Below are 17,716 nucleotides of genomic sequence, written 5' to 3'. Positions count from 1 at the left end.
CCCCTGATCTGTCCCTGAGGATTGCCCCATTCCGCGCCGCGGCCCCCGCGTTTCGGGGAGCATGGGACACGTCCTTCCCCTCGATTCGAACGGACGGTGCCCGCGATGTCCGGACTGCCCGACGACTTCACCGGACGCGACCCCGCACAGCACGGGCCGGTGGCGGGTGGTGGCGCCCGGGCGATCCGCTGCCCCGCCTGTCGGCGCGAGCACCTGTACGAGCCGCCGTCGCTGCCCTGCCCGTGCGGCGCCTCGCTCAAGGTGCCGCTGCTGCGCGGCGGCGTGCCGGTCCAGGTGCGGTTCCGGTCCTGGGAGGACTCCTGGCTGAACATGCGCTGCCCGCACTGCGGCCGCTCCGACCAGTGGCCGCAGCCCGAGTTCACCTGCAACTGCGGCGCGACCGTGCGGCTGCCGGTGGACCGCACCACCCGCCTCGGCGGCAGCGCGACCACCGGCCAGCTCGGCACCGCCGGCCCGCAGAACTCCCGCCCGCACCCCGCCCACCCGCTCAACGCGCCCGTCCCGGCCCCGCCCGGCGGCTCCGGTGCCTCGGCCACCCCCTGGCGGCGGCGCGCGCCGTTCCGCCCGCACCCGGTGCGCACTTCGCAGGACGCCGTGTTCACCGCCGCCCGCTACCTGGAGTGGCTGGGCTTCGACGACCTGGAGCTGACGGAGGCCCAGGAGCGCGACGGCGTCACCCTGCTCGGCAGCCGGATGGTCGCCCAGGTGGATACCTGGACCGAGCCGGCCGACGTGAAGTCGGTGGAGTGCCTCTGGCTGCAGACCCTGCACGCCGAGGAGATGGCCGCCGCGATGTTCACCCTGGCCGGCTACTCGCACCAGGCCACCGTGCGCGGCGAGCAGTTGCTGGTCGCCCTGTTCAGCCTCGACCTCGCCGGAGTGCCCCAGCCCGCCAACGGCGCCGCCGAGGCGCTGATGGAGACCGGCTGGACGTCCTGACCCCGCTCCGACCGACCCGGCCCGCCTGACACCGTCCGCCCGCGGCCCGGGCCGTCGGCCTGCCCGGCCCACCGGCCCCGGCCGTCCCGGTGGCCCCGCCCGCCCCCGGGAGCGATCGGCGCGGAACCGGTTCGCCCGCAACAACCTGCGCTCGTGATCTGGTGCACAAGCTCACCCCCGTGTTGAATTGCCGCCACAACGCGGGCCTTGGGGGCAGAGGCCGGCGTCCTGCTGGATGGCGCACACAAGGAGGTGGCGTTGTCGGAGCACGGATGGGGCCCGAGTGGCCAGGGCGGGCGCGGCGGTCGGGGGCGGCCGGCGCCCCGCGAACCGGGGGACACCGTATGGCGGCTGCGGTCCCGGGCGTGCTGGCAGGAGGCCGCGGAGCTGTTACGCCCGGCCGCCGAACGCGACCCCGAGGCCGCCCTCGGCCGGGCCGAACTCCTCATCGAGCAGTGCCTGTTCACCGCGGCCAACTGGACCCAGGCGGAACAGGCGCTGCGCCTCGCCGAGGCGTTGGTGACCAGCACCGAGCAGCGCGCGGGCGCCTCCTGCGCCCGCGGGTTCCTCGCCTACGTCTCCAGCGTGCTCGGCGCACGCGACCGGCTGGACGAAGCACAGGCGGCGCTCGGACGCACCTCGGCGCTGCTGCCGCCGGACGCCCCCGGGCGTCCGCTGCTGGACTTCCGCCGGGGGCTGGTCGCGGAGAACCTGCTGCGCGACCCGACGGCGGCCTGGATCGCCTACCGCCGCGCGCACGAGGGGGCCGACGAGCGCGGGGACGAGCTGCTGCGCTCCTACACCTGGCGGCACCTGGCCGCACTGGCCCAGGCCGCCGGGGACCACGACCGGGCCCGGGAGGGGTTCGACGCCTCGCTGCGGCTGCGCGAGCAGCTCGGCTTCACGGTCGGGGTGGCACCCGCGCTGGCGGCGCTGGCCGAGGTCTCCGAACCGGACGAGGCGGTCCGGCTGCGGGCCGAGGCGACCAGGCTGGTCCAGGCGCTCGGGGGCGTACCGGTCTGGCTCGCACGCCAGCTGAGCGCGGTGCGCACGCCGGGCGCTCCCCCGGACGGACGCGTCGAACGGGAACCCCGGGGAACAATCAGCTAAGGTGAGCCTAACCTGGCCGGGGTGAGCAGTACTCCGGCCAGGTTCGCCTTGCCGTTCCCGGGCTCCGCCAGGCCCCGGCCGGCCGGGCCCGGCCGCCGGCGAACCCGGCCGGGCACGGGTCGGACGGTCCGGCACGGGGCCGGTCGACCCGATAGGGCCCGCACCATGACCGCGAGCAGCACCCGACCCGGCCCCGCGCCGTACGCCCCCCGCACCACCCCCGCGCACGCTGTCACCCGCACGCCGGCGCCATGCACCACCAGCTACCGCAGACTCGGCCGGCTCTTCCCGGCACTGCGGGTGCACAGCGCCCCTCCCCGCACCGGCGACGGCTGGATCAGCGGCACCGACCTCCTCACCGACCCGGGCGCACTGGCCGAACTGATCGCCCACGACGCCCGGGAGGGGCTCGCCCGGTACGGCCGCCCGCTGCGCCCCGACGTCGCGGCCGGCTTCGGCCTGCACCGCTTCAGCTGGCCGGCGGCGCTGCTGTTCACCCTGCCCTGGTTCCTGGAGCGCCGGGTGCCGCTGCTCACCCCCGAGGACGTCTCGATCCGCCGTGCCACCGGCGAACTCACCGCCCGCCCGGGGGCGTTCGTCTGCCTGCCGGACGACCCGGCGGCCGGGCCGCCCGGCGCCCGGACGGTGGCCGACGAGGCGGCACTGGCCGCCGAACTGCGCACCGCGCTGGCCGGTTTCCTGGCCCCGGTGCTGACCGCCTTCCGCCCGGCGGTGCGGCGCAGCCCGCGGACGCTCTGGGCGATGGCGACCGACGCGGTGGTGGAGGGCCTCTGGTACGTCGGCGGCCTGCTCGGCGAGGAGGAACGGGCCCGGGCTGAGCTCTCGGACCTGCTGGCACCGGACCGGGCGGACGACGGGCCAGCGGCGGCCCCGGCGCTCCCGGTGGCCAGGGCGTGCACGCCCGGCGTGTGCGCGCCGTCCTTCACCCCCGGCGCGGGCTTCGCGACCGAAGGTGCTTCGGGCACCGACCGTGCCCGGGCCAGTTGCTGCCTCGTCTACACCGTGCGGCCGGAGGAGATGTGCGGCGGCTGCCCCCGCGTCACGCGAAGTTGACGGCATCGGCCTTCGGACGGCCCCCGGAATCCCCGGAATTCTGGGGAATAGCACCCCTTAATTAATACGACAATGGGACTTCTCCCACGTCAGAAATCCCTCTCCTCAGCGCATTGACGGAGAATCGGCCATTCTCGGGCCGAGCATCCGCCATGATGGTCCCCGCCATCACGACGCAGGAGAGCGAGGCTGGTCCAGGCGATGAAATTGTCCGACATACCGCTCGGTTGGGCCGTCACCGGCGTTGCGGTGCTGCTGGTCACCGCCCTGCTGGTGGCCCTGGTCCGAAATCGGGGATCCGCCGGCCCGGGCGGCTCGGATTCCTGGGAGCGTTCCGAGGAACGCCGCCGCCGCAAGGAATCCCTGTACGGCGCGGCCTCGTACACGCTGCTGTTCTGCTGCGCCGGCGTCGCGGCCGCGCTGTCGTTCCACGGCCTGGTCGGCTTCGGGATGCAGAACCTCAACCTCTCCGGGGGCTGGGAATACCTCGTCCCGTTCGGCCTGGACGGGGCGGCGATGTTCTGCTCGGTGCTCGCCGTCCGCGAGGCCAGCCACGGTGACGCCGCACTCGGCTCGCGCCTGCTGGTCTGGCTGTTCGCCGGTGCCTCCGCCTGGTTCAACTGGGTGCACGCCCCGCGCGGCTTCGGCCACGCCGGTGCCCCGCAGTTCTTCGCGGGGATGTCGCTCTCGGCCGCCGTGCTGTTCGACCGGGCGCTCAAGCAGACCCGCCGGGCCGCGCTGCGCGAGCAGGGCCTCGTCCCGCGCCCGCTGCCGCAGATCCGGATCGTCCGCTGGATGCGCGCCCCGCGCGAGACCTACGCGGCCTGGTCGCTGATGCTGCTGGAGGGCGTGCGCAGCCTGGACGAGGCGGTGGACGAGGTCCGCGACGACAAGCGGGAGAAGATCATGGAGAAGGAGCGCCGCAGGCTGGCCGGGCGCCGCGAACGGGCCGAGATCCGGGCCATCAACCGCTCCAACAGTGCCTGGCGCGGCCGCGGCGCCGCCCGGCAGCTGGAGGCCGGCCAGGAGTCCGCCATAACCGGCGGGCCCATGGCGGAGCGCCCCGCCGTGGAGCCGCCCGCCGTGGAGCCGCCCGCGCCGGCCGCCGAGGGCCCGGTGGTGCAGACCGGGCTGCCGGCCCGCCCGGAGCGGCGCACCATCGACCTCACGATGGAGGAGGACACCGTCGCGCTGCCCCGGCTCGACTCGCTGGAGCGCAAGCTGAAGGACCTGGAGCAGCAGTTCGGCTGAGGCCGCCCGCCGGCCGGCGCTCCACCGGCCGGCCCCGGGCCGCTCGGACGCCGCTCGGACGCCGCAGGGCCGACGGGCGGGCGCCGGACGGCAGCGCCCGGCGCACGACCCGCGCCCGCCTCAGGGGCGCCGGACGGCCCCGGTCCGGCCGGCGCCGGTGAGCCGGGCCGGTCAGGCCGCCGGCGTCGTCGCGGTGAGCTCGAACCACATCCGCTTGCCCGAGCCGCGCGGCTCCACGCCCCAGCCGTCCGCCAGCGCCTCGACCAGCATCAGCCCGCGCCCGGAGGAGGCCTGCTCCCCCGGTGTCCGGCGGGTCGGCCAGAGGTCGGACTCGTCCTCCACCTCGACCCGCAGCCGGGCCCGGCCGCCGTCCGCCGCCGCCTCGCGGTAGAGCCGGGCGGTGAACATGGCGTCCCGGTCGGTGTGCCGGATCGCGTTGGTGACCAGCTCCGAGGCGAGCAGCTCGGCGGTGTCCACCAGCTCGGCCACGCCCCAGCGGCGCAGCGCGTCCCGCAGCTCGGCCCGCACCTCGGAGATCCGTTCGAGGTCGGCCTGCCCGATCCGGCGGCGCAGCTGCTGGGCGGCGAGGCCGCCCTCCGGGCCGTCCCAGCGCAGCAGCAGGAGCGCTATGTCGTCCTCGCGCTCGCTGGAGTCGGCGACCTGGGAGGAGATCCGGTCGGCCAGTTCCTCCAGCGGGTCGGCGTGGCCCTCCCTGCGCTCGGCCAGCGGGCCGGCGACCACCTCGGCCAGCCGGGCGATCCCGTCGTCGAGGTCCATCCCGCGCGCCTCGACCAGGCCGTCGGTGCAGAGCAGCACCGTCTCACCCGGGTCCAGGCTGAACCGGGTGACCCGGTACTCCTCGTCCGGGGCGATGCCCAGCGGCAGCCCGCCGGCCACCTGGACCACGGTGGCGGTGCCGTCGGCCCGGCGGACCAGCGGGTCGAGGTGGCCGGCCCGGACGGCGTAGACCACGCCGTAGTCCACGTTGACCTCGGCGTAGGTACAGGTGGCGAAGTGGTCGGTGTCCAGATCGGCGAGGAAGCGGGAGGCGCGGGCCATCACCGCCGCCGGCGGGTGGCCCTCGGCCGCGTACGCGCGCAGCGCGATCCGCAGCTGGCCCATGATCCCGGCGGCGTGCACGTCGTGCCCCTGGACGTCGCCGATCACCAGTCCGACATGCCCGCCGGGCAGCGGGACGACGTCGTACCAGTCGCCGCCGATCTGCAGGCCGGAGCCGGCCGCCAGGTAGCGGACGGCGGTGGTCACGCCGGGCACCGACGGGACATTGCGCGGCAGCATCACCCGCTGCAGGCCGGCCGCCAGCTCGTGCTCGGCGTCGTGCAGCCGGGCCCGGGCCAGCGACTGGGCGACCAGGCCACCGAGGGTGGAGAGCAGGGTGCGCTCGTCGGTGTCCAGCTGGCGGTCGTCGTCAAAGCTGACCAGGCAGACGCCGATCGGCCGGCCGCTGGCGACCAGCGGCAGGAAGGCCCAGGAGCTGCGGCCGGTCCGGCTGGTCGGCGTCCACACCTTCGCGTAGCGCTCCAGGAACTCCTCGCGGCTGGCGATGAAGACCGGCGCCCGGTTGCGCAGCGCCTCGGCCGCCGGGTGGTCGGCGGGCAGCACCGAGCGGTCCCAGAAGGTGAGCTCCTCGGGCCGGTAGCCGGAGGCGCCGAGGATCTGTACCCGGCCGGACTCGAAGGAGGCCAGCACCAGGCCGTCCGGCGGCAGCCCGGGCAGCGGGAGCTCCGTGAAGACCCGGGCGACGTCACGGACGGTGACGGCTTCGGAGAGCGCGCGGGCGGCCTCCTTGATGAACCGCGAGCGCTCCTCCCGCAGCAGGGCCATCCGGTCGGCGCGGTCGCGCTTGCGCAGCTCGACCGTGGCGTCCCAGATGAAGCCCACCATCCGCGAGGCCCGGCCGAAGGCGTCCGCGAGGACCCGGCCGCGGAACCGCACGGCGCGCATCGTCCCGCTCGGCCCGACGGTGCGGTAGTAGGCGCCGCACTGGCCCAGCTCGGCGACCGCGCGCTCGACCCGGCGGCGCACCACCGGCGCGTCCTCGGGGTGCAGCAGGGCCAGGAAGGAGGACGAGGTGCGGTCGAAGCGGTCCCGCTCGGCCGCGTCCAGGCCCATGATCGCGCAGGCCCGCTGGTCGCCCTCCAGGACGTCGCGGCGGATGTCCCAGTCGAAGGAGCCGATGCCGTTGGCGGCCATCGCGGGCTCCAGCCAGTCCGGCGTGGAGTCTCCGGAGGCGACGGGCAGGCCACCCGAGAGCATCGGCGCCAGCCGGCCCCCGGCGAGTCCGGGCGTCGTCCGCAGTGCGTGCCTGCGCACCGCCTGGGCGGGTGGTCTCGCCCGCCCCGACCCGGCCGTGGACTGACCGGGAGGAAGCGCCGGCCCCGGCGACTCGGGCTCAGTGGGCATGCTGCTCCTGCCGCTGCCGTGGCGAGCCGCGCCGGGTGTCCGGCCTGGCCGCGGGGCAGTGTGAGTGGGTGGTGCTCGATCGGACCGTGCGGCCGGGCGGCGACCAGTCGAGGTGAGGTCTCCCCGCTGTTTGCCGCACGTGGACACACATTCCCACCATCCTCGCCAATGTTCGGCCGAGCGGCAATGGCACCGGACCGGGAATCTTCGGCTCGCCCTTCGCCCGGAGGTGCCGTTCGGCGGCGAACGACCTGGCCCTCCCAGCTCGGACGCCGGGTCGGCCGGGGCCCGGAACTGCGCCGAACGGGCGGCGCCGGGGCCACCGGAGCGGCGCGGCGGCGGGCGGGCGCGGAGTCGGGCGGGCGTCACGCGGCGGGAGCGCGGGCGGCGACCAGCCCGAACAGCCAGGGCGGCGACCAGCTCGAACAGCTCAGGCGGTGACCAGCTCGAACCAGGTGACCTTGCCGTCCCCGCGCAGCTGGACCCCCCAGGAGTCGGCCAGCGCCTCGACCAGCAGCAGCCCGCGCCCCGAGGTGGCGTACTCGGCGTCCGCGTCCCGGCGGCGGCCGGGCAGCCGGGTGACGCTGTCCTGGACCTCGATCCGCAACCGCAGGTCGGCGGTGAGCACCGCGTCGAAGACCGCGCCCTGGCCGGTGTGCAGCAACGCGTTGGTGACCAGCTCGGAGGAGAGCAGCTCCGCCGTGTCGGCCAGCTCGGGCACCCCCCAGTGGCCGAGCGCGGAGCGCAGCCGCCGACGGACCGCGCCGACCGCGACCAGGTCGGCCGCGTCGAGCGTCACGTGCAGCCGGCGGTTCAGCGCACACCCCGGGGCCGGAATGCTCGGCAGTGCCTGGCCCGCCGTGCCCGTGGCCGCCGACGCACCCGGCGCACCCCCCTGGGGCCTGGCTCGGAAGGCGTCCCCCGAGCCCGTCCGCTGCCGCGGGAATCGCGACTGACCGTCCATCACCACTTGCCCCCGCCCTCAATCCGGGCACCCGCTGCCGGATCCCCCGCCGGTCGGGTGGCCGCCTCGTTCTGACCACCATCCTCATGCCCAGCTTTCGCCGTTTGGAACAGTGTGCGTCCGATCACCTGGGGTGAAAGGGGCACGGCGCGGCACTCGTGATCCAACTGCCCGCGCCGGACAGGTTTGCGATGCGTACGAGTCGTTTTCGGGCAACGCTGGACAGAGCGGCCGGGTCCGGGTTCAATGACCCGAGATGTTTGAACGCCGTTCTAACTTCACCCCCGGCACCCCCAGCACCCCCAGCACCCATCGGCACCCCCCGGCGACCGCGAGCGAGGAACCGTGCGACTGACCCCCACCGAGCGGGACCGGCTGCTGATCTTCACAGCAGCCGAGCTGGCCCGCGCCCGGCGCGCCCGAGGCGTACGCCTCAACGTCCCCGAAGCGCACGCCCTGATCGCCGACACCGTCTGCGAGGCCGCGCGCGACGGCCGGCGGCTCGCCGAGGCCATCGAGGCCGGGCGCAGCGTGCTCACCGCCGACGACGTGCTCCCCGGCGTCCCGGACGTGGTCACCGTGGTCCAGGTCGAGGCGGTGTTCGACGACGGCACCCGGCTGGCCGTGGTGAACGACCCGTTCAAGGGCGCCGGCTCGCTCGGCGACGACGCGCCCGGCGGCGCGCTGCTCGGCGCGGGCACGGGCTACGACCCCGTCGAGGAGACGGTGGTGCTGCCCGTCCACAACACCTCCGGGGTGCCGATCTCGGTCACCTCGCACTTCCACTTCTTCGAGGCCAACCCGCGCCTGGCCTTCGACCGCGCCGCCGCCTACGGGACCCACCTCGCGGTACCGGCCGGCTCCTCGGTCCGCTTCGACCCGGGCGCCACCGTCGAGGTCGGCCTGGTGCCGATCGGCGGCGAGCGGGTCGCGATCGGCTTCGCCGGGCTGGTGGACGGCCCGCTGGACGCGCCCGGCGCCAAGGAGGCCGCCCTGGCCAAGGCCCGCGCGACCGGCTACCTGACCAACTTCGACGACGCCGAGGTGGAATCGTGACCGCCATCACCCCGCACGACTACATCGCGGTGCACGGTCCGCGCGCCGGGGACCGGATCCGGCTCGGCGACTCCGGTCTGATCGTCCGGGTCGAGTCCGACTCGCAGGCGCCCGGCGAGGAGTTCCTGGCCGGCTTCGGCAAGACCGCCCGGGACGGCCTGCACCTCAAGGCCGCCGCCGTCCGCGACACCTGCGACGTGGTGATCAGCAACGTGCTGGTGATCGACGCGATCCAGGGCATCCGGAAGACCTCGATCGGTCTGATCGACGGCCGGATCGCCGCCATCGGCCGCGCCGGCAACCCGGACACCCTGGCCGGCGTGGAGGTCGTCGTCGGCACCGGGACGACCATCGTCTCCGGCGAGGGCATGATCGCCACCGCCGGCGCCATCGACACCCACGTCCACCTGCTCTCGCCGCGGATCATGGAGGCCTCGCTCGCCTCCGGCGTCACCACGATCATCGGCCAGGAGTTCGGCCCGGTCTGGGGCGTGGGCGTGAACTCGCCCTGGGCGCTGCGGCACGCCTTCAACGCCTTCGACGCCTGGCCGGTCAACATCGGCTTCCTCGGCCGCGGCTCCTCCTCCGACCCGGCCCCGCTGGTCGAGGCCCTCGCCGAGGGCGGCGCCTCCGGCTTCAAGGTGCACGAGGACATGGGCGCCCACACCCGCGCCCTGGACACCGCCCTGCGGGTCGCCGAGGAGTACGACGTCCAGGTCGCCCTGCACACCGACGGCCTCAACGAGTGCCTCTCCGTGGAGGACACCCTCAAGGTCCTGGAAGGCCGCACCATCCACGCCTTCCACATCGAGGGCTGCGGCGGCGGGCACGTCCCCAACGTCCTCAAGATGGCGGGCGTCGAGAACGTCATCGGCTCCTCCACCAACCCCACCCTGCCGTTCGGCCGCGACGCCCTCGGCGAGCACTTCGGCATGATCGTCTCCGCCCACGACCTCAAGGTCGACCTCCCCGGCGACGCCGCGATGGCCCGCGACCGCATCCGGGCCGGCACCATGGGCGCCGAGGACGTCCTGCACGACCTCGGCGTCATCGGCATCACCTCCTCCGACGCCCAGGGCATGGGCCGGGCAGGCGAGACCGTGCGCCGCACCTTCGCCATGGCCGGCAAGATGAAGGCCGAGCTCGGCGCCCTCGACGGCACCGGCTCCTACGGGACGACCGAGGGCGGCGACGACAACGAGCGCGTCCTGCGCTACATCGCCAAGCTCACCATCAACCCGGCGATCGCCCACGGCCTGGCCCACGAGGTCGGCTCGATCGAGGTCGGCAAGCTCGCCGACATCGTCCTGTGGCGCCCCGACCACTTCGGCGCCAAGCCGCAGCTCGTCCTGAAGGCCGGCTTCCCCGCCTACGGCGTCGTGGGCGACCCCAACGCCTCCACCGACCGCTGCGAACCCCTCGTACTGGGCCCCCAGTTCGGCGCCCACGGCGCCACCGCCGCCGACCTCTCGGTCGCCTTCGTCGCCCAGGCCGCCGCCGACGGCGCCTACCTGGACCGGGCCGCCGACGGCATGCCCACCCGGCGCCGCCGGGTCGGCGTCCGCAACACCCGCGGCATCGGCCCGCGCGACATGGTCCGCAACGCCCGGATCGGCGACGTGCAGGTCACCGAGACCGGCCTGGTCTCGCTGGACGGCGACCCGCTGCGCTCCGAGCCCGCCGACAGCGTCTCGCTCAGCCGCCTGTACTTTCTCTGACCCACCCTCACCTCCCCTCCAAGGACGCGAAGATGACCCCCACCCCCGCCTCGCTCGGCTACCGGATGCCCGCCGAGTGGCACCCGCACGAGCGGACCTGGATGGCGTTCCCCACCACCAACCCGACCTTCGACAGCCCGGAGCACCTGCACGCCGGGCGCGAGGCCTGGGCCGCGGTGGCCAACACCATCGTCCGGTACGAGCCGGTGACGCTGGTGGTCAACACCGGCGAGACCGAGGAGGCGCGCAAGTACGTTGCCCCCGAGGTCGAGATCGTCGAGCGCCCGCTGGACGACGCCTGGATGCGCGACATCGGCCCGTCCTTCCTGATCGACGGCAAGGGCTCGCTGGCCGCCGCCGACTGGATCTTCAACGGCTGGGGGGCGCAGTCCTGGGCCCGCTGGGACAACGACCAGCACATCGCCGAGCACATCAGCGAACTGACGGGTGTTCAGCGATTCGCCTCCCGCCTGATCAACGAGGGCGGCGGCATCCACGTCGACGGCGAGGGCACCGTGCTCGTCACCGACACCGTGCAGCTCGGCGAGGGCCGCAACTCCGACTGGACCCGCGAGGAGGTCGAGGCCGAGCTGCACGCCCACCTCGGCACCACCAAGGCGATCTGGCTGCCGCGCGGACTCACCCGCGACTACGACGAGTTCGGCACCCGCGGCCACATCGACATCGTCGCCTCCTTCGTCCGCCCCGGCGTCGTGGTCGCCCACGTCCAGCCGGACCCGGCCCACCCCGACCACGAGGTGTGCCAGGAGCTGGTGGCGATCCTGCGCGCGTCCACCGACGCCCGGGGCCGCGCCCTGGAGGTCATCGAACTCCCCGCCCCCACCGTCCTGTCGGACGAGGACGGCGAGCCGGTCGACTACTCCTACATCAACCACTACGTGGCCAACGGCGCCGTGGTGCTCTGCGCCTTCGACGACCCCCGCGACCAGGAGGCCGCCGCCATCCTCGGCCAGGCCTACCCCGGCCGCACCGTCGAACTGGTCGACGCCCGCGAGATCTTCGCCAACGGCGGCGGCATCCACTGCATCACCCAGCAGCAGCCGAAGGTGTGACACCCCGGCAGATTAGCCCCCTGACCTGCCGGATTACCGAGAGCTGCTGTCCAGTGCCGACACTGGACAGCAGCTCCTTCGTAGATCATCTCCCCCTGCGGCACTCGTCGCGCCGGGCTGGAATCCCATGACGTCGTCGTTGTCGACGGCACGACCGCCGACAACGCCTACCGAGGACCCTGCGGAGGGATCGGCGGGAGCGCCGGTGGAGTCGAGCCCATCAGGTCGGCCATGTCGCGAAGCTCGGGCTCGGGCTCGGGCGCTGGGATGGTCACTACTCCTCCTCAGGAACGGCGGTCCGGCAACGAGTTCCGAGCGGGCATCGTCTGCGAGGGCGGCGTCGCACACCGTCAGTCGGTGGATCCCCAATCCTTTGCGCGAGCCCCACGCCCGGCACCGCCTGGCTGCCTGCCGGGCTCTCGACGAGGAGGAGACCGTGCTGTGGCCGCCGGTGCGGCAGCGGGTGAAGACAGGTGCGGACCGCGAGCTGGTGCAGTCGTACCCGTACCGCTCAGCGGCGCCGGCCGCACGCGTGAGAGTGTCGGGCCACCAGCTCGCACGCGCATGAGGAGGGCCCGGTGGCGGGAGCGGAGTGGCCGGTGCATGGTCGGCGGCAGGTGTACGGCTCACCCTGGGTCGAGGTCTGGCTCGACGATGTGGACATTCCCGGCGTCGGCCGGATCGAGCATCACGTGGTCCGCATGCCCCGGGCTTCCACCACCTCCGTCGTCACCAACGAGGCGGGCGAGTTCCTGCTCATCCACCGGCACCGTTTCATCACCGGCCGGTGGGGCTGGGAGGTACCGGCCGGCTGGGCCGATCCCGGTGAGGACCCGGCCGTGGCGATCGCCCGCGAGGTCGAGGAGGAGACCGGCTGGCGTCCGGGCCGGGTCGAGCTGATGACCGAGTACGACGCCATGGCCGGCATCTCGGACGCACACTTCCGCAGTTACCACGTCACCGGATGCACCCGCATCGGCGAGCCGGAGGACATCTCCGAAGCGGCCCGGGTGGAGTGGGTGTCGGAAGCCGGGGTCGTGAAGCTGCTGACCAGCGGCGAGATCTCCGACGGCCCTTCCCACGCCGCACTCTCGTACTTCCTCGGGCCCTACCGGCTCGCGCGGACCAACAGCTGAGCCGCCCCGGCGGCGGGCCCCGCCCCCGCCGAGAGGGCCGGGGCGGGGCGTCGAGCCGGTGGGCTCCTGGTCAGGGGGGCTTCGGGCGCCGCCGGTATCGTGGGTGCCGCTGCGGCGCGGTCGCAGCGGCACAGAGGAGAGCAGCACATGGCGGACGCCCGCCCGCGCCGGCCGGCGCGGCCCCGCGAGGAGGTCTTCGCCACCGCGCGGGCCGCCATCGCCGAACACGGGCTCGCCAAGCTGACCATGGCCGGCCTCGGCAAGCAGCTGCAGATGAGCGCCGGTCACCTGCTCTACTACTTCGGCAGCAAGGACCAACTGCTGCTGGAGACGCTGCGCTGGAGCGAGGACCAGCTCGGGGCCCGCCGCCGCACCGCGCTGGCCGACGGCGACCGGGACGTCTGGGAGCGGCTGGGCGACTACACCCGGCTCTACCTGCCCGAGGGCGCGGGCGATCCGCGCTGGATCCTCTGGGTGGAGGTGTGGGGGCGCTCCCCCGCCAGCGAGGAGCTGCGGCAGGGGCAGTTGGAGATCGAGGCCCCCTGGGACGCCGACCTGGTCGCCCTGCTCGACGAGGGCGCCGCCTCCGGTTCCTTCGCCGCGGCGGCCGGAGCGACCACCGAGCGGGCCGCCCAGATCCGCGCGCTGCTGGACGGTCTCGCCGTACCGCTCGCGCTCGGCCTGCCCGGCGCGCTCCGCGCGAGGGCCCTGCACCTCGCGGAGTCGGCCTGCCGGACCCTGCTGGCGCCCGCCTGACGGAGAAACTCCGGCAGCGTCACTCCGTCCAGATCGCGGCCGCCGTGCGGTCGTCGGCGTACCCCTTGGCACGGACCTGGACCTGGCGCAGGAAGTCCACGGTGCCCGGCGGGTGCGGGTGTGCCCAGTGGGCGGCGAGGAAGTGCGCGACGGCCGGCTCGTCGGCGATCGGCCGGGCCAGACCCGGGGTGCAGAGCAGCAGGATGTCGCCCGGAGTGGCCGGGACCATCCGGAACCGGAACGGGCGGGGGTCCGGCGCCGGACCGTCCGGCAGCGGGGGCTGACCGTCCGGGTGGTGCAGCAGCCGGGCCGCGTAGGCGTCGATCCAGTGACCGGAGCGCAGCAGGTAGAGCCCGCCAGGGCCGACCCCGAAGGCCGCCCGGTAGGAGGCCGCCGGGTCGAGCGAGAGCAGCAGGCAGTGCAGCGAGGCCGGGAAGACCGGGTCCTCGCCGGCCGCCCGGGGGGCCAGGCCGCGCAGCGGGGCGGCGGCGGCCGTCGCGAGCCGTTGGAGACCGTAGCGGAGGCGGTCCCGCGCGCCGTCGCGCAGGTCGGCGGCGAGGCCGGCCCGGCTGCGGCCGATCGCGGCGGCGAGCTGGCGGCACGCCTCGGCGGAGGCGGTCGCGACCGCCTCCGGGGCGATGTCGGCGATGCCGGCAAGCGCCTCGGCGGAGCCCGCGCCCGTGCGGTCGAAGCCGCCGAGCACGGCGAGCAGCAGGCCGTCCGTGCCCTCGCCGAACCTGGTCACCAGCAGCGCGTCCCGGCGGGGCTCGCCGCGGTAGCGGGCGGAGTCGCCGCGGACCGAGACGGCGCGCACGGTGGCGGTGGCGTACTGGGCCCCCTCCAGCACGGTGTCGGGCACCACGGCGCCGAGCGAGCCCGGGTCGGCCTCCGGTACGGCGGTCGGCTCAGGCCCGTACGTGGGCGGGCGCTCGCCGACGTGCGGAACGGCGGGCCCGACGTCGGCGAGCACCGACCGGGCGGCGGGGCGGGCGACGGCCACCGCCGCAGCCGGGGGGACGGGGTCGGGTTCGGGCGCAGGGGCGGGCTCGGGCGCAGGGGCGGGCTCGGGCTCGACGGCGGGCTCGGGCTCGACGGCGGGCTCGGGGCCGGCAGTCGTCGGCTCGGGCTCGGGCTCGGGCTCCACCACGGGGTCCGGCTCTGGTGCCGGCTCCGGATCCTTCCGGAGAACGGGCTCCTCCACCGGCTCCGGCCCCGCCTCCGGCTCGGGCCCCGCCTCCGCCTCCGCCTCGGGCGCGGGCGCCCAGGCCGGGGCCGGGAACCGGTGCGTCTCCTCCGGCCCGCGCTGCTGCCCGATCACCCCGACCGCGGTGTCGAACCAGTCGTCGATGCTGTCCCGCTCCAGCAGGTCGGGCTCCGGCACGGCCCGCTCCGACGCCTCGGGGGCCGACGCCTCGGGCACCGGCGCCGCCGGCGCCGCCGGTTCCGCCACCTCGGGCGCCATCGCGGGCTTCGCCTCGCCCTCCGGCTCACCCGTGCGCTGCTGGCCGATCAGCCCGGCCGCCGTGTCGAACCAGTCGTCGACGCTACCCTCCCCCGGTACCGCGTCCGGAGTGTCGGGGAGGGTGCCCGCCGGCCCTTCGTAGACCGTTTCCCACCAACCGTCGTCCGGTCGGGGCTGCTGTGCGGGTGCACCCTTTTTGCTCATCTGGCAGCTCCTGGTCGGTCCGTGGTCGCGCCGCCCCCGGCGGGGCCGGACTCGACGTCATTGTCTCCGAGTGCAACGACGGTGTCCGGGTTTCGGCGACAACCGCACACTGATCGGATGATCCCAATGACCGGGTTCGCCCCATGTTTCGCTTCCGTTCCGTCCGCGCTTGCCGGAACTGCCCCGAGCAGGGCGTTTCTGGGGTATTCAGGAGGTTCGGGGGCCGAAAATGGGGGCCGAGGAGGGGCATCGCTTCACCCGTTCGGCTGATTAAATGTGCGCATGACCGCGTCGGCCCCCAGATCGCTCCGACCGGGGAGGACCGCGTTCGCGGGCCGCCCGGTGGGCGCCCTGTGGTTCCTCCTGCTGGTCGGGCTGCTGGCGGCGCTCCCGTGCGCGGGCCAGGCCCAGGCGGTCTCGGTGGACCGGTCCGCCCCCGCGTCCGTTCCGGACGGCGTCGCCGGCCCGGCCCTCGCGGCCGCCCCGACGACGGGGACACCGTGGACCGCCGGGACACCTCCGACCCCCGGGACACCTCCGACCGCCGGAGCACCGCGGACGCCGGCGGCGGAGCACGCGTCCCGGCAGGCCGGAGCCCCGCGCACCGGTCCGGCCGGCACGCTCGCCGACCGGCTCGCCGAGCAGAAGCGGCACCGGACGTGGTGCTCCGCCGACGGTGAGCCGCCGCACCGCGACAACGGCTGCTCCGGTCACCCGTACTGCGCCCAGGACGCCCAGCTGCCCAATCCGCCGCCCCAGCAGCAGCCCGCCCTGACGCCCCGCCCGGAGACTCCCGGGACCCGGCCCCGGATGCTTCCGCGCGGGCTCCCGGACGGTCCGCGCCCGGCACCCGACCTGCACGAGCTCCAAGTTCACCGGTCCTGAGCGGAACCCACCGCCGGTCCTCCCCCCGCCCGTCCGAACGGACGGCGGCCGGGGTGGCACCGACGGATCCGCCCCTCCGCCCTCTCATCTGACCGCCGCGCCCGAAGCGCGCGGCGGGGACAAGGACACCTCATGGGTTCCGCCTCGAAGCAGTCCAACAAGCCGAGCGGCAAGCAGGCCGGTCTCGACCGTCGTGCCCGGATAGCCGAGCTGCGCGCCGCCGAGCAGCGCCGCGACCGCCGCAACAAGATCATCGCCTCGGTGGTCGCCGGGACCCTGGTGATCGCCGCGATCGCCACCGGCACCTGGATCGTGGTCGACGCCAACAACGACAAGAAGGCCAAGGAGACCGCGGCCGCCGCGCCGATCGACGGCGTCCAGACCTTCGGCGACCTGAGCCGCAACCACGTCCAGGAGAAGGTCACCTACCCGCAGACCCCGCCGGTCGGCGGCGACCACAACGCGATCTGGCTGGACTGCATGGGCCATGTCTACGACCAGCCGGTCGAGAACGAGCGCGCCGTCCACTCGCTGGAGCACGGCGCGGTCTGGGTGACCTACAACGGCAAGGCCACGCCGGACGACATCAAGACCCTCTCCGACAAGGTCAAGGCCACCCCGTACTCGCTGATGAGCCCGTACCCGGACGAGAAGGGCACCATCACCCTCAGCGCCTGGAGCACCCAGCTGGTCGTGGACAGCGCCAGTGACCCCCGGGTGGGCGAGTTCTTCACCAAGTACGTGCAGGGCAAGCAGACCCAGGAGCCGGGCGCGTCCTGCACCATGGGGGCGATGTGACCGCCGACGCGGCGGTGTCCGGGGCGCACGACGACGGCCGGGACACCGGCCACGGCGACGCCCTGGACGACACCCAGGACGCGGCGCCCCGGCCCGGCCGCAAGCGGCTCTGGTGGCCGGCGGCGCTGGCCGCCGCGCTCGCCCTCGCGCTCGGGGTCCCCGCGCTGGTGGCGAGCGGGACGTCGGCGTCCGGCTCGTCCTCGATCGCGGCCCCGGCGGACGACTCGCCCGAGGCCGGGTTCGCCCGTGACATGGCGACCCACCACCAGCAGGCCGTGGACCTGTCGTTCATCGTTCGGGACCGGACCGGCGACGCGTCGGTGCGCACCCTCGCCTTCGACATCATCAACACCCAGGCGAACCAGCGCGGGATGATGATGGGCTGGCTCGACCAGTGGGGGCTCCCGCAGCACTCGGCGGCCAAGCCGATGGCCTGGATGAGGATGGGCCACGACTACGCGGCGCACGACGGTTCGCTGATGCCCGGCATGGCCACCAACACCCAGCTCGCCAAGCTGGGCTCGCTCAGCGGGCGGGACGCCGAGGTGCTCTACCTGCAGCTGATGCTGGAGCACCACAAGGGCGGGGTGGAGATGGCCCAGGGCTACGTCGACCTGGCGAAGAACGAGACCGAGAAGCGGCTCGCCCAGTCGATGGTGGTCGGGCAGACCTCGGAGATCCAGCTGATCACCGACATGCTCACCGAGCGCGGCGCCACCCCTGGTGTGCCCGCGTCCTGATCGACCCGCAGCACCCGGCCGGGGGGGGGGGGGGGGTGGGGGGCGCCCCCCCCCCCCCCCCCCCCCCCCCCCCCCCCCCCCCCGCGCCGCCCCGACCCGCGACCC

The 17,716-nt window shown here is 74.6% G+C and carries 15 protein-coding genes; 12 read left to right on the top strand and 3 right to left on the bottom strand.

The genetic code is table 11. From position 1 onward, the window contains the following. The first annotated feature begins 105 nt into the window (after window positions 1–105). From ACIF6L_RS08860 to ACIF6L_RS08845, 4 genes are all read left to right on the top strand, one after another. Window positions 106–960, top strand: a complete 855-nt coding sequence (locus ACIF6L_RS08860; RefSeq protein WP_329487120.1) for a hypothetical protein — start codon at window positions 106–108, stop codon at window positions 958–960. 258 nt (window positions 961–1,218) lie between these two features. Beyond that, on the top strand, window positions 1,219–2,070 hold the full coding sequence (locus ACIF6L_RS08855) for a hypothetical protein (RefSeq protein WP_396486798.1): 852 nt from the start codon (window positions 1,219–1,221) through the stop codon (window positions 2,068–2,070). A gap of 165 nt (window positions 2,071–2,235) precedes the next feature. Next, complete coding sequence (locus tag ACIF6L_RS08850; protein WP_396486799.1) at window positions 2,236–3,144, top strand: (2Fe-2S)-binding protein; 909 nt, start codon at window positions 2,236–2,238, stop codon at window positions 3,142–3,144. Window positions 3,145–3,345: 201 nt separating this feature from the next. Then, complete coding sequence (locus ACIF6L_RS08845; RefSeq protein ID WP_396486800.1) at window positions 3,346–4,395, top strand: DUF2637 domain-containing protein; 1,050 nt, start codon at window positions 3,346–3,348, stop codon at window positions 4,393–4,395. A gap of 171 nt (window positions 4,396–4,566) precedes the next feature. On the opposite strand, the gene ACIF6L_RS08840 is transcribed toward ACIF6L_RS08845, so the two are convergent. Both ACIF6L_RS08840 and ACIF6L_RS08835 read right to left on the bottom strand, forming a co-directional pair. After that, window positions 4,567–6,729, bottom strand: coding sequence for a SpoIIE family protein phosphatase (locus ACIF6L_RS08840; protein WP_396486801.1), 2,163 nt, complete (start codon window positions 6,727–6,729; stop codon window positions 4,567–4,569). A gap of 520 nt (window positions 6,730–7,249) precedes the next feature. Continuing rightward, window positions 7,250–7,618: an ATP-binding protein gene (locus tag ACIF6L_RS08835; RefSeq protein ID WP_352290360.1), complete on the bottom strand. Its 369-nt coding sequence runs from the start codon at window positions 7,616–7,618 to the stop codon at window positions 7,250–7,252. Window positions 7,619–8,128: 510 nt separating this feature from the next. Here ACIF6L_RS08835 and ACIF6L_RS08830 point away from each other — a divergent pair. From ACIF6L_RS08830 to ACIF6L_RS08810, 5 genes are all read left to right on the top strand, one after another. After that, window positions 8,129–8,839, top strand: a complete 711-nt coding sequence (locus ACIF6L_RS08830; RefSeq protein WP_329487126.1) for an urease subunit gamma — start codon at window positions 8,129–8,131, stop codon at window positions 8,837–8,839. Continuing rightward, window positions 8,836–10,557: an urease subunit alpha gene (locus tag ACIF6L_RS08825; RefSeq protein WP_396486802.1), complete on the top strand. Its 1,722-nt coding sequence runs from the start codon at window positions 8,836–8,838 to the stop codon at window positions 10,555–10,557. Before ACIF6L_RS08830 ends, ACIF6L_RS08825 begins: the two co-directional genes overlap by 4 nt. Window positions 10,558–10,589: 32 nt before the next feature. After that, window positions 10,590–11,630 (top strand): agmatine deiminase family protein, encoded by a 1,041-nt coding sequence (locus ACIF6L_RS08820; RefSeq protein ID WP_329487127.1) that lies wholly within the window; start codon window positions 10,590–10,592, stop codon window positions 11,628–11,630. A gap of 578 nt (window positions 11,631–12,208) precedes the next feature. After that, window positions 12,209–12,766 carry an NUDIX hydrolase gene (locus ACIF6L_RS08815; protein WP_359834246.1) on the top strand — a complete coding sequence of 186 codons (558 nt, stop codon included), beginning with the start codon at window positions 12,209–12,211 and terminating at the stop codon, window positions 12,764–12,766. 147 nt (window positions 12,767–12,913) lie between these two features. Then, window positions 12,914–13,522, top strand: coding sequence for a TetR/AcrR family transcriptional regulator (locus ACIF6L_RS08810; protein WP_352290352.1), 609 nt, complete (start codon window positions 12,914–12,916; stop codon window positions 13,520–13,522). A gap of 19 nt (window positions 13,523–13,541) precedes the next feature. On the opposite strand, the gene ACIF6L_RS08805 is transcribed toward ACIF6L_RS08810, so the two are convergent. Further along, complete coding sequence (locus ACIF6L_RS08805) at window positions 13,542–15,188, bottom strand: hypothetical protein (RefSeq protein WP_396486803.1); 1,647 nt, start codon at window positions 15,186–15,188, stop codon at window positions 13,542–13,544. A gap of 282 nt (window positions 15,189–15,470) precedes the next feature. On the opposite strand from ACIF6L_RS08805, the gene ACIF6L_RS08800 reads away from it, so the two are divergent. The 3 genes from ACIF6L_RS08800 (at window position 15,471) to ACIF6L_RS08790 (ending at window position 17,611) form a co-directional block, all read left to right on the top strand. Then, window positions 15,471–16,073: a hypothetical protein gene (locus ACIF6L_RS08800; protein ID WP_396486804.1), complete on the top strand. Its 603-nt coding sequence runs from the start codon at window positions 15,471–15,473 to the stop codon at window positions 16,071–16,073. A 132-nt stretch (window positions 16,074–16,205) separates the two neighbouring features. After that, window positions 16,206–16,871, top strand: a complete 666-nt coding sequence (locus ACIF6L_RS08795; RefSeq protein ID WP_396486805.1) for a DUF3105 domain-containing protein — start codon at window positions 16,206–16,208, stop codon at window positions 16,869–16,871. Then, window positions 16,868–17,611 (top strand): DUF305 domain-containing protein, encoded by a 744-nt coding sequence (locus tag ACIF6L_RS08790; RefSeq protein ID WP_396486806.1) that lies wholly within the window; start codon window positions 16,868–16,870, stop codon window positions 17,609–17,611. Before ACIF6L_RS08795 ends, ACIF6L_RS08790 begins: the two co-directional genes overlap by 4 nt. The last annotated feature ends 105 nt before the right edge of the window (window positions 17,612–17,716 follow it).

The sequence above is a fragment of the Kitasatospora sp. NPDC086009 genome, from assembly GCF_044540385.1.
Classification (GTDB): domain Bacteria; phylum Actinomycetota; class Actinomycetes; order Streptomycetales; family Streptomycetaceae; genus Kitasatospora.
The sequence above is the reverse complement of the archived record's forward strand: the minus strand, read 5'-3'. Positions and strand labels throughout refer to the sequence as shown.

Excerpts from the sequence above, each read along its gene's own strand:
- ACIF6L_RS08850 (WP_396486799.1), top strand. The coding sequence starts at position 2,236 with ATGACCGCGAGCAGCACCCGACCCGGCCCCGCGCCGTACGCCCCCCGC.
- ACIF6L_RS08800 (WP_396486804.1), top strand. The coding sequence starts at position 15,471 with ATGACCGCGTCGGCCCCCAGATCGCTCCGACCGGGGAGGACCGCGTTC.
- ACIF6L_RS08860 (WP_329487120.1), top strand. The coding sequence starts at position 106 with ATGTCCGGACTGCCCGACGACTTCACCGGACGCGACCCCGCACAGCAC.
- ACIF6L_RS08820 (WP_329487127.1), top strand. The coding sequence starts at position 10,590 with ATGACCCCCACCCCCGCCTCGCTCGGCTACCGGATGCCCGCCGAGTGG.
- ACIF6L_RS08845 (WP_396486800.1), top strand. The coding sequence starts at position 3,346 with ATGAAATTGTCCGACATACCGCTCGGTTGGGCCGTCACCGGCGTTGCG.
- ACIF6L_RS08810 (WP_352290352.1), top strand. The coding sequence starts at position 12,914 with ATGGCGGACGCCCGCCCGCGCCGGCCGGCGCGGCCCCGCGAGGAGGTC.
- ACIF6L_RS08795 (WP_396486805.1), top strand. The coding sequence starts at position 16,206 with ATGGGTTCCGCCTCGAAGCAGTCCAACAAGCCGAGCGGCAAGCAGGCC.
- ACIF6L_RS08805 (WP_396486803.1), bottom strand. The coding sequence starts at position 15,188 with ATGAGCAAAAAGGGTGCACCCGCACAGCAGCCCCGACCGGACGACGGT.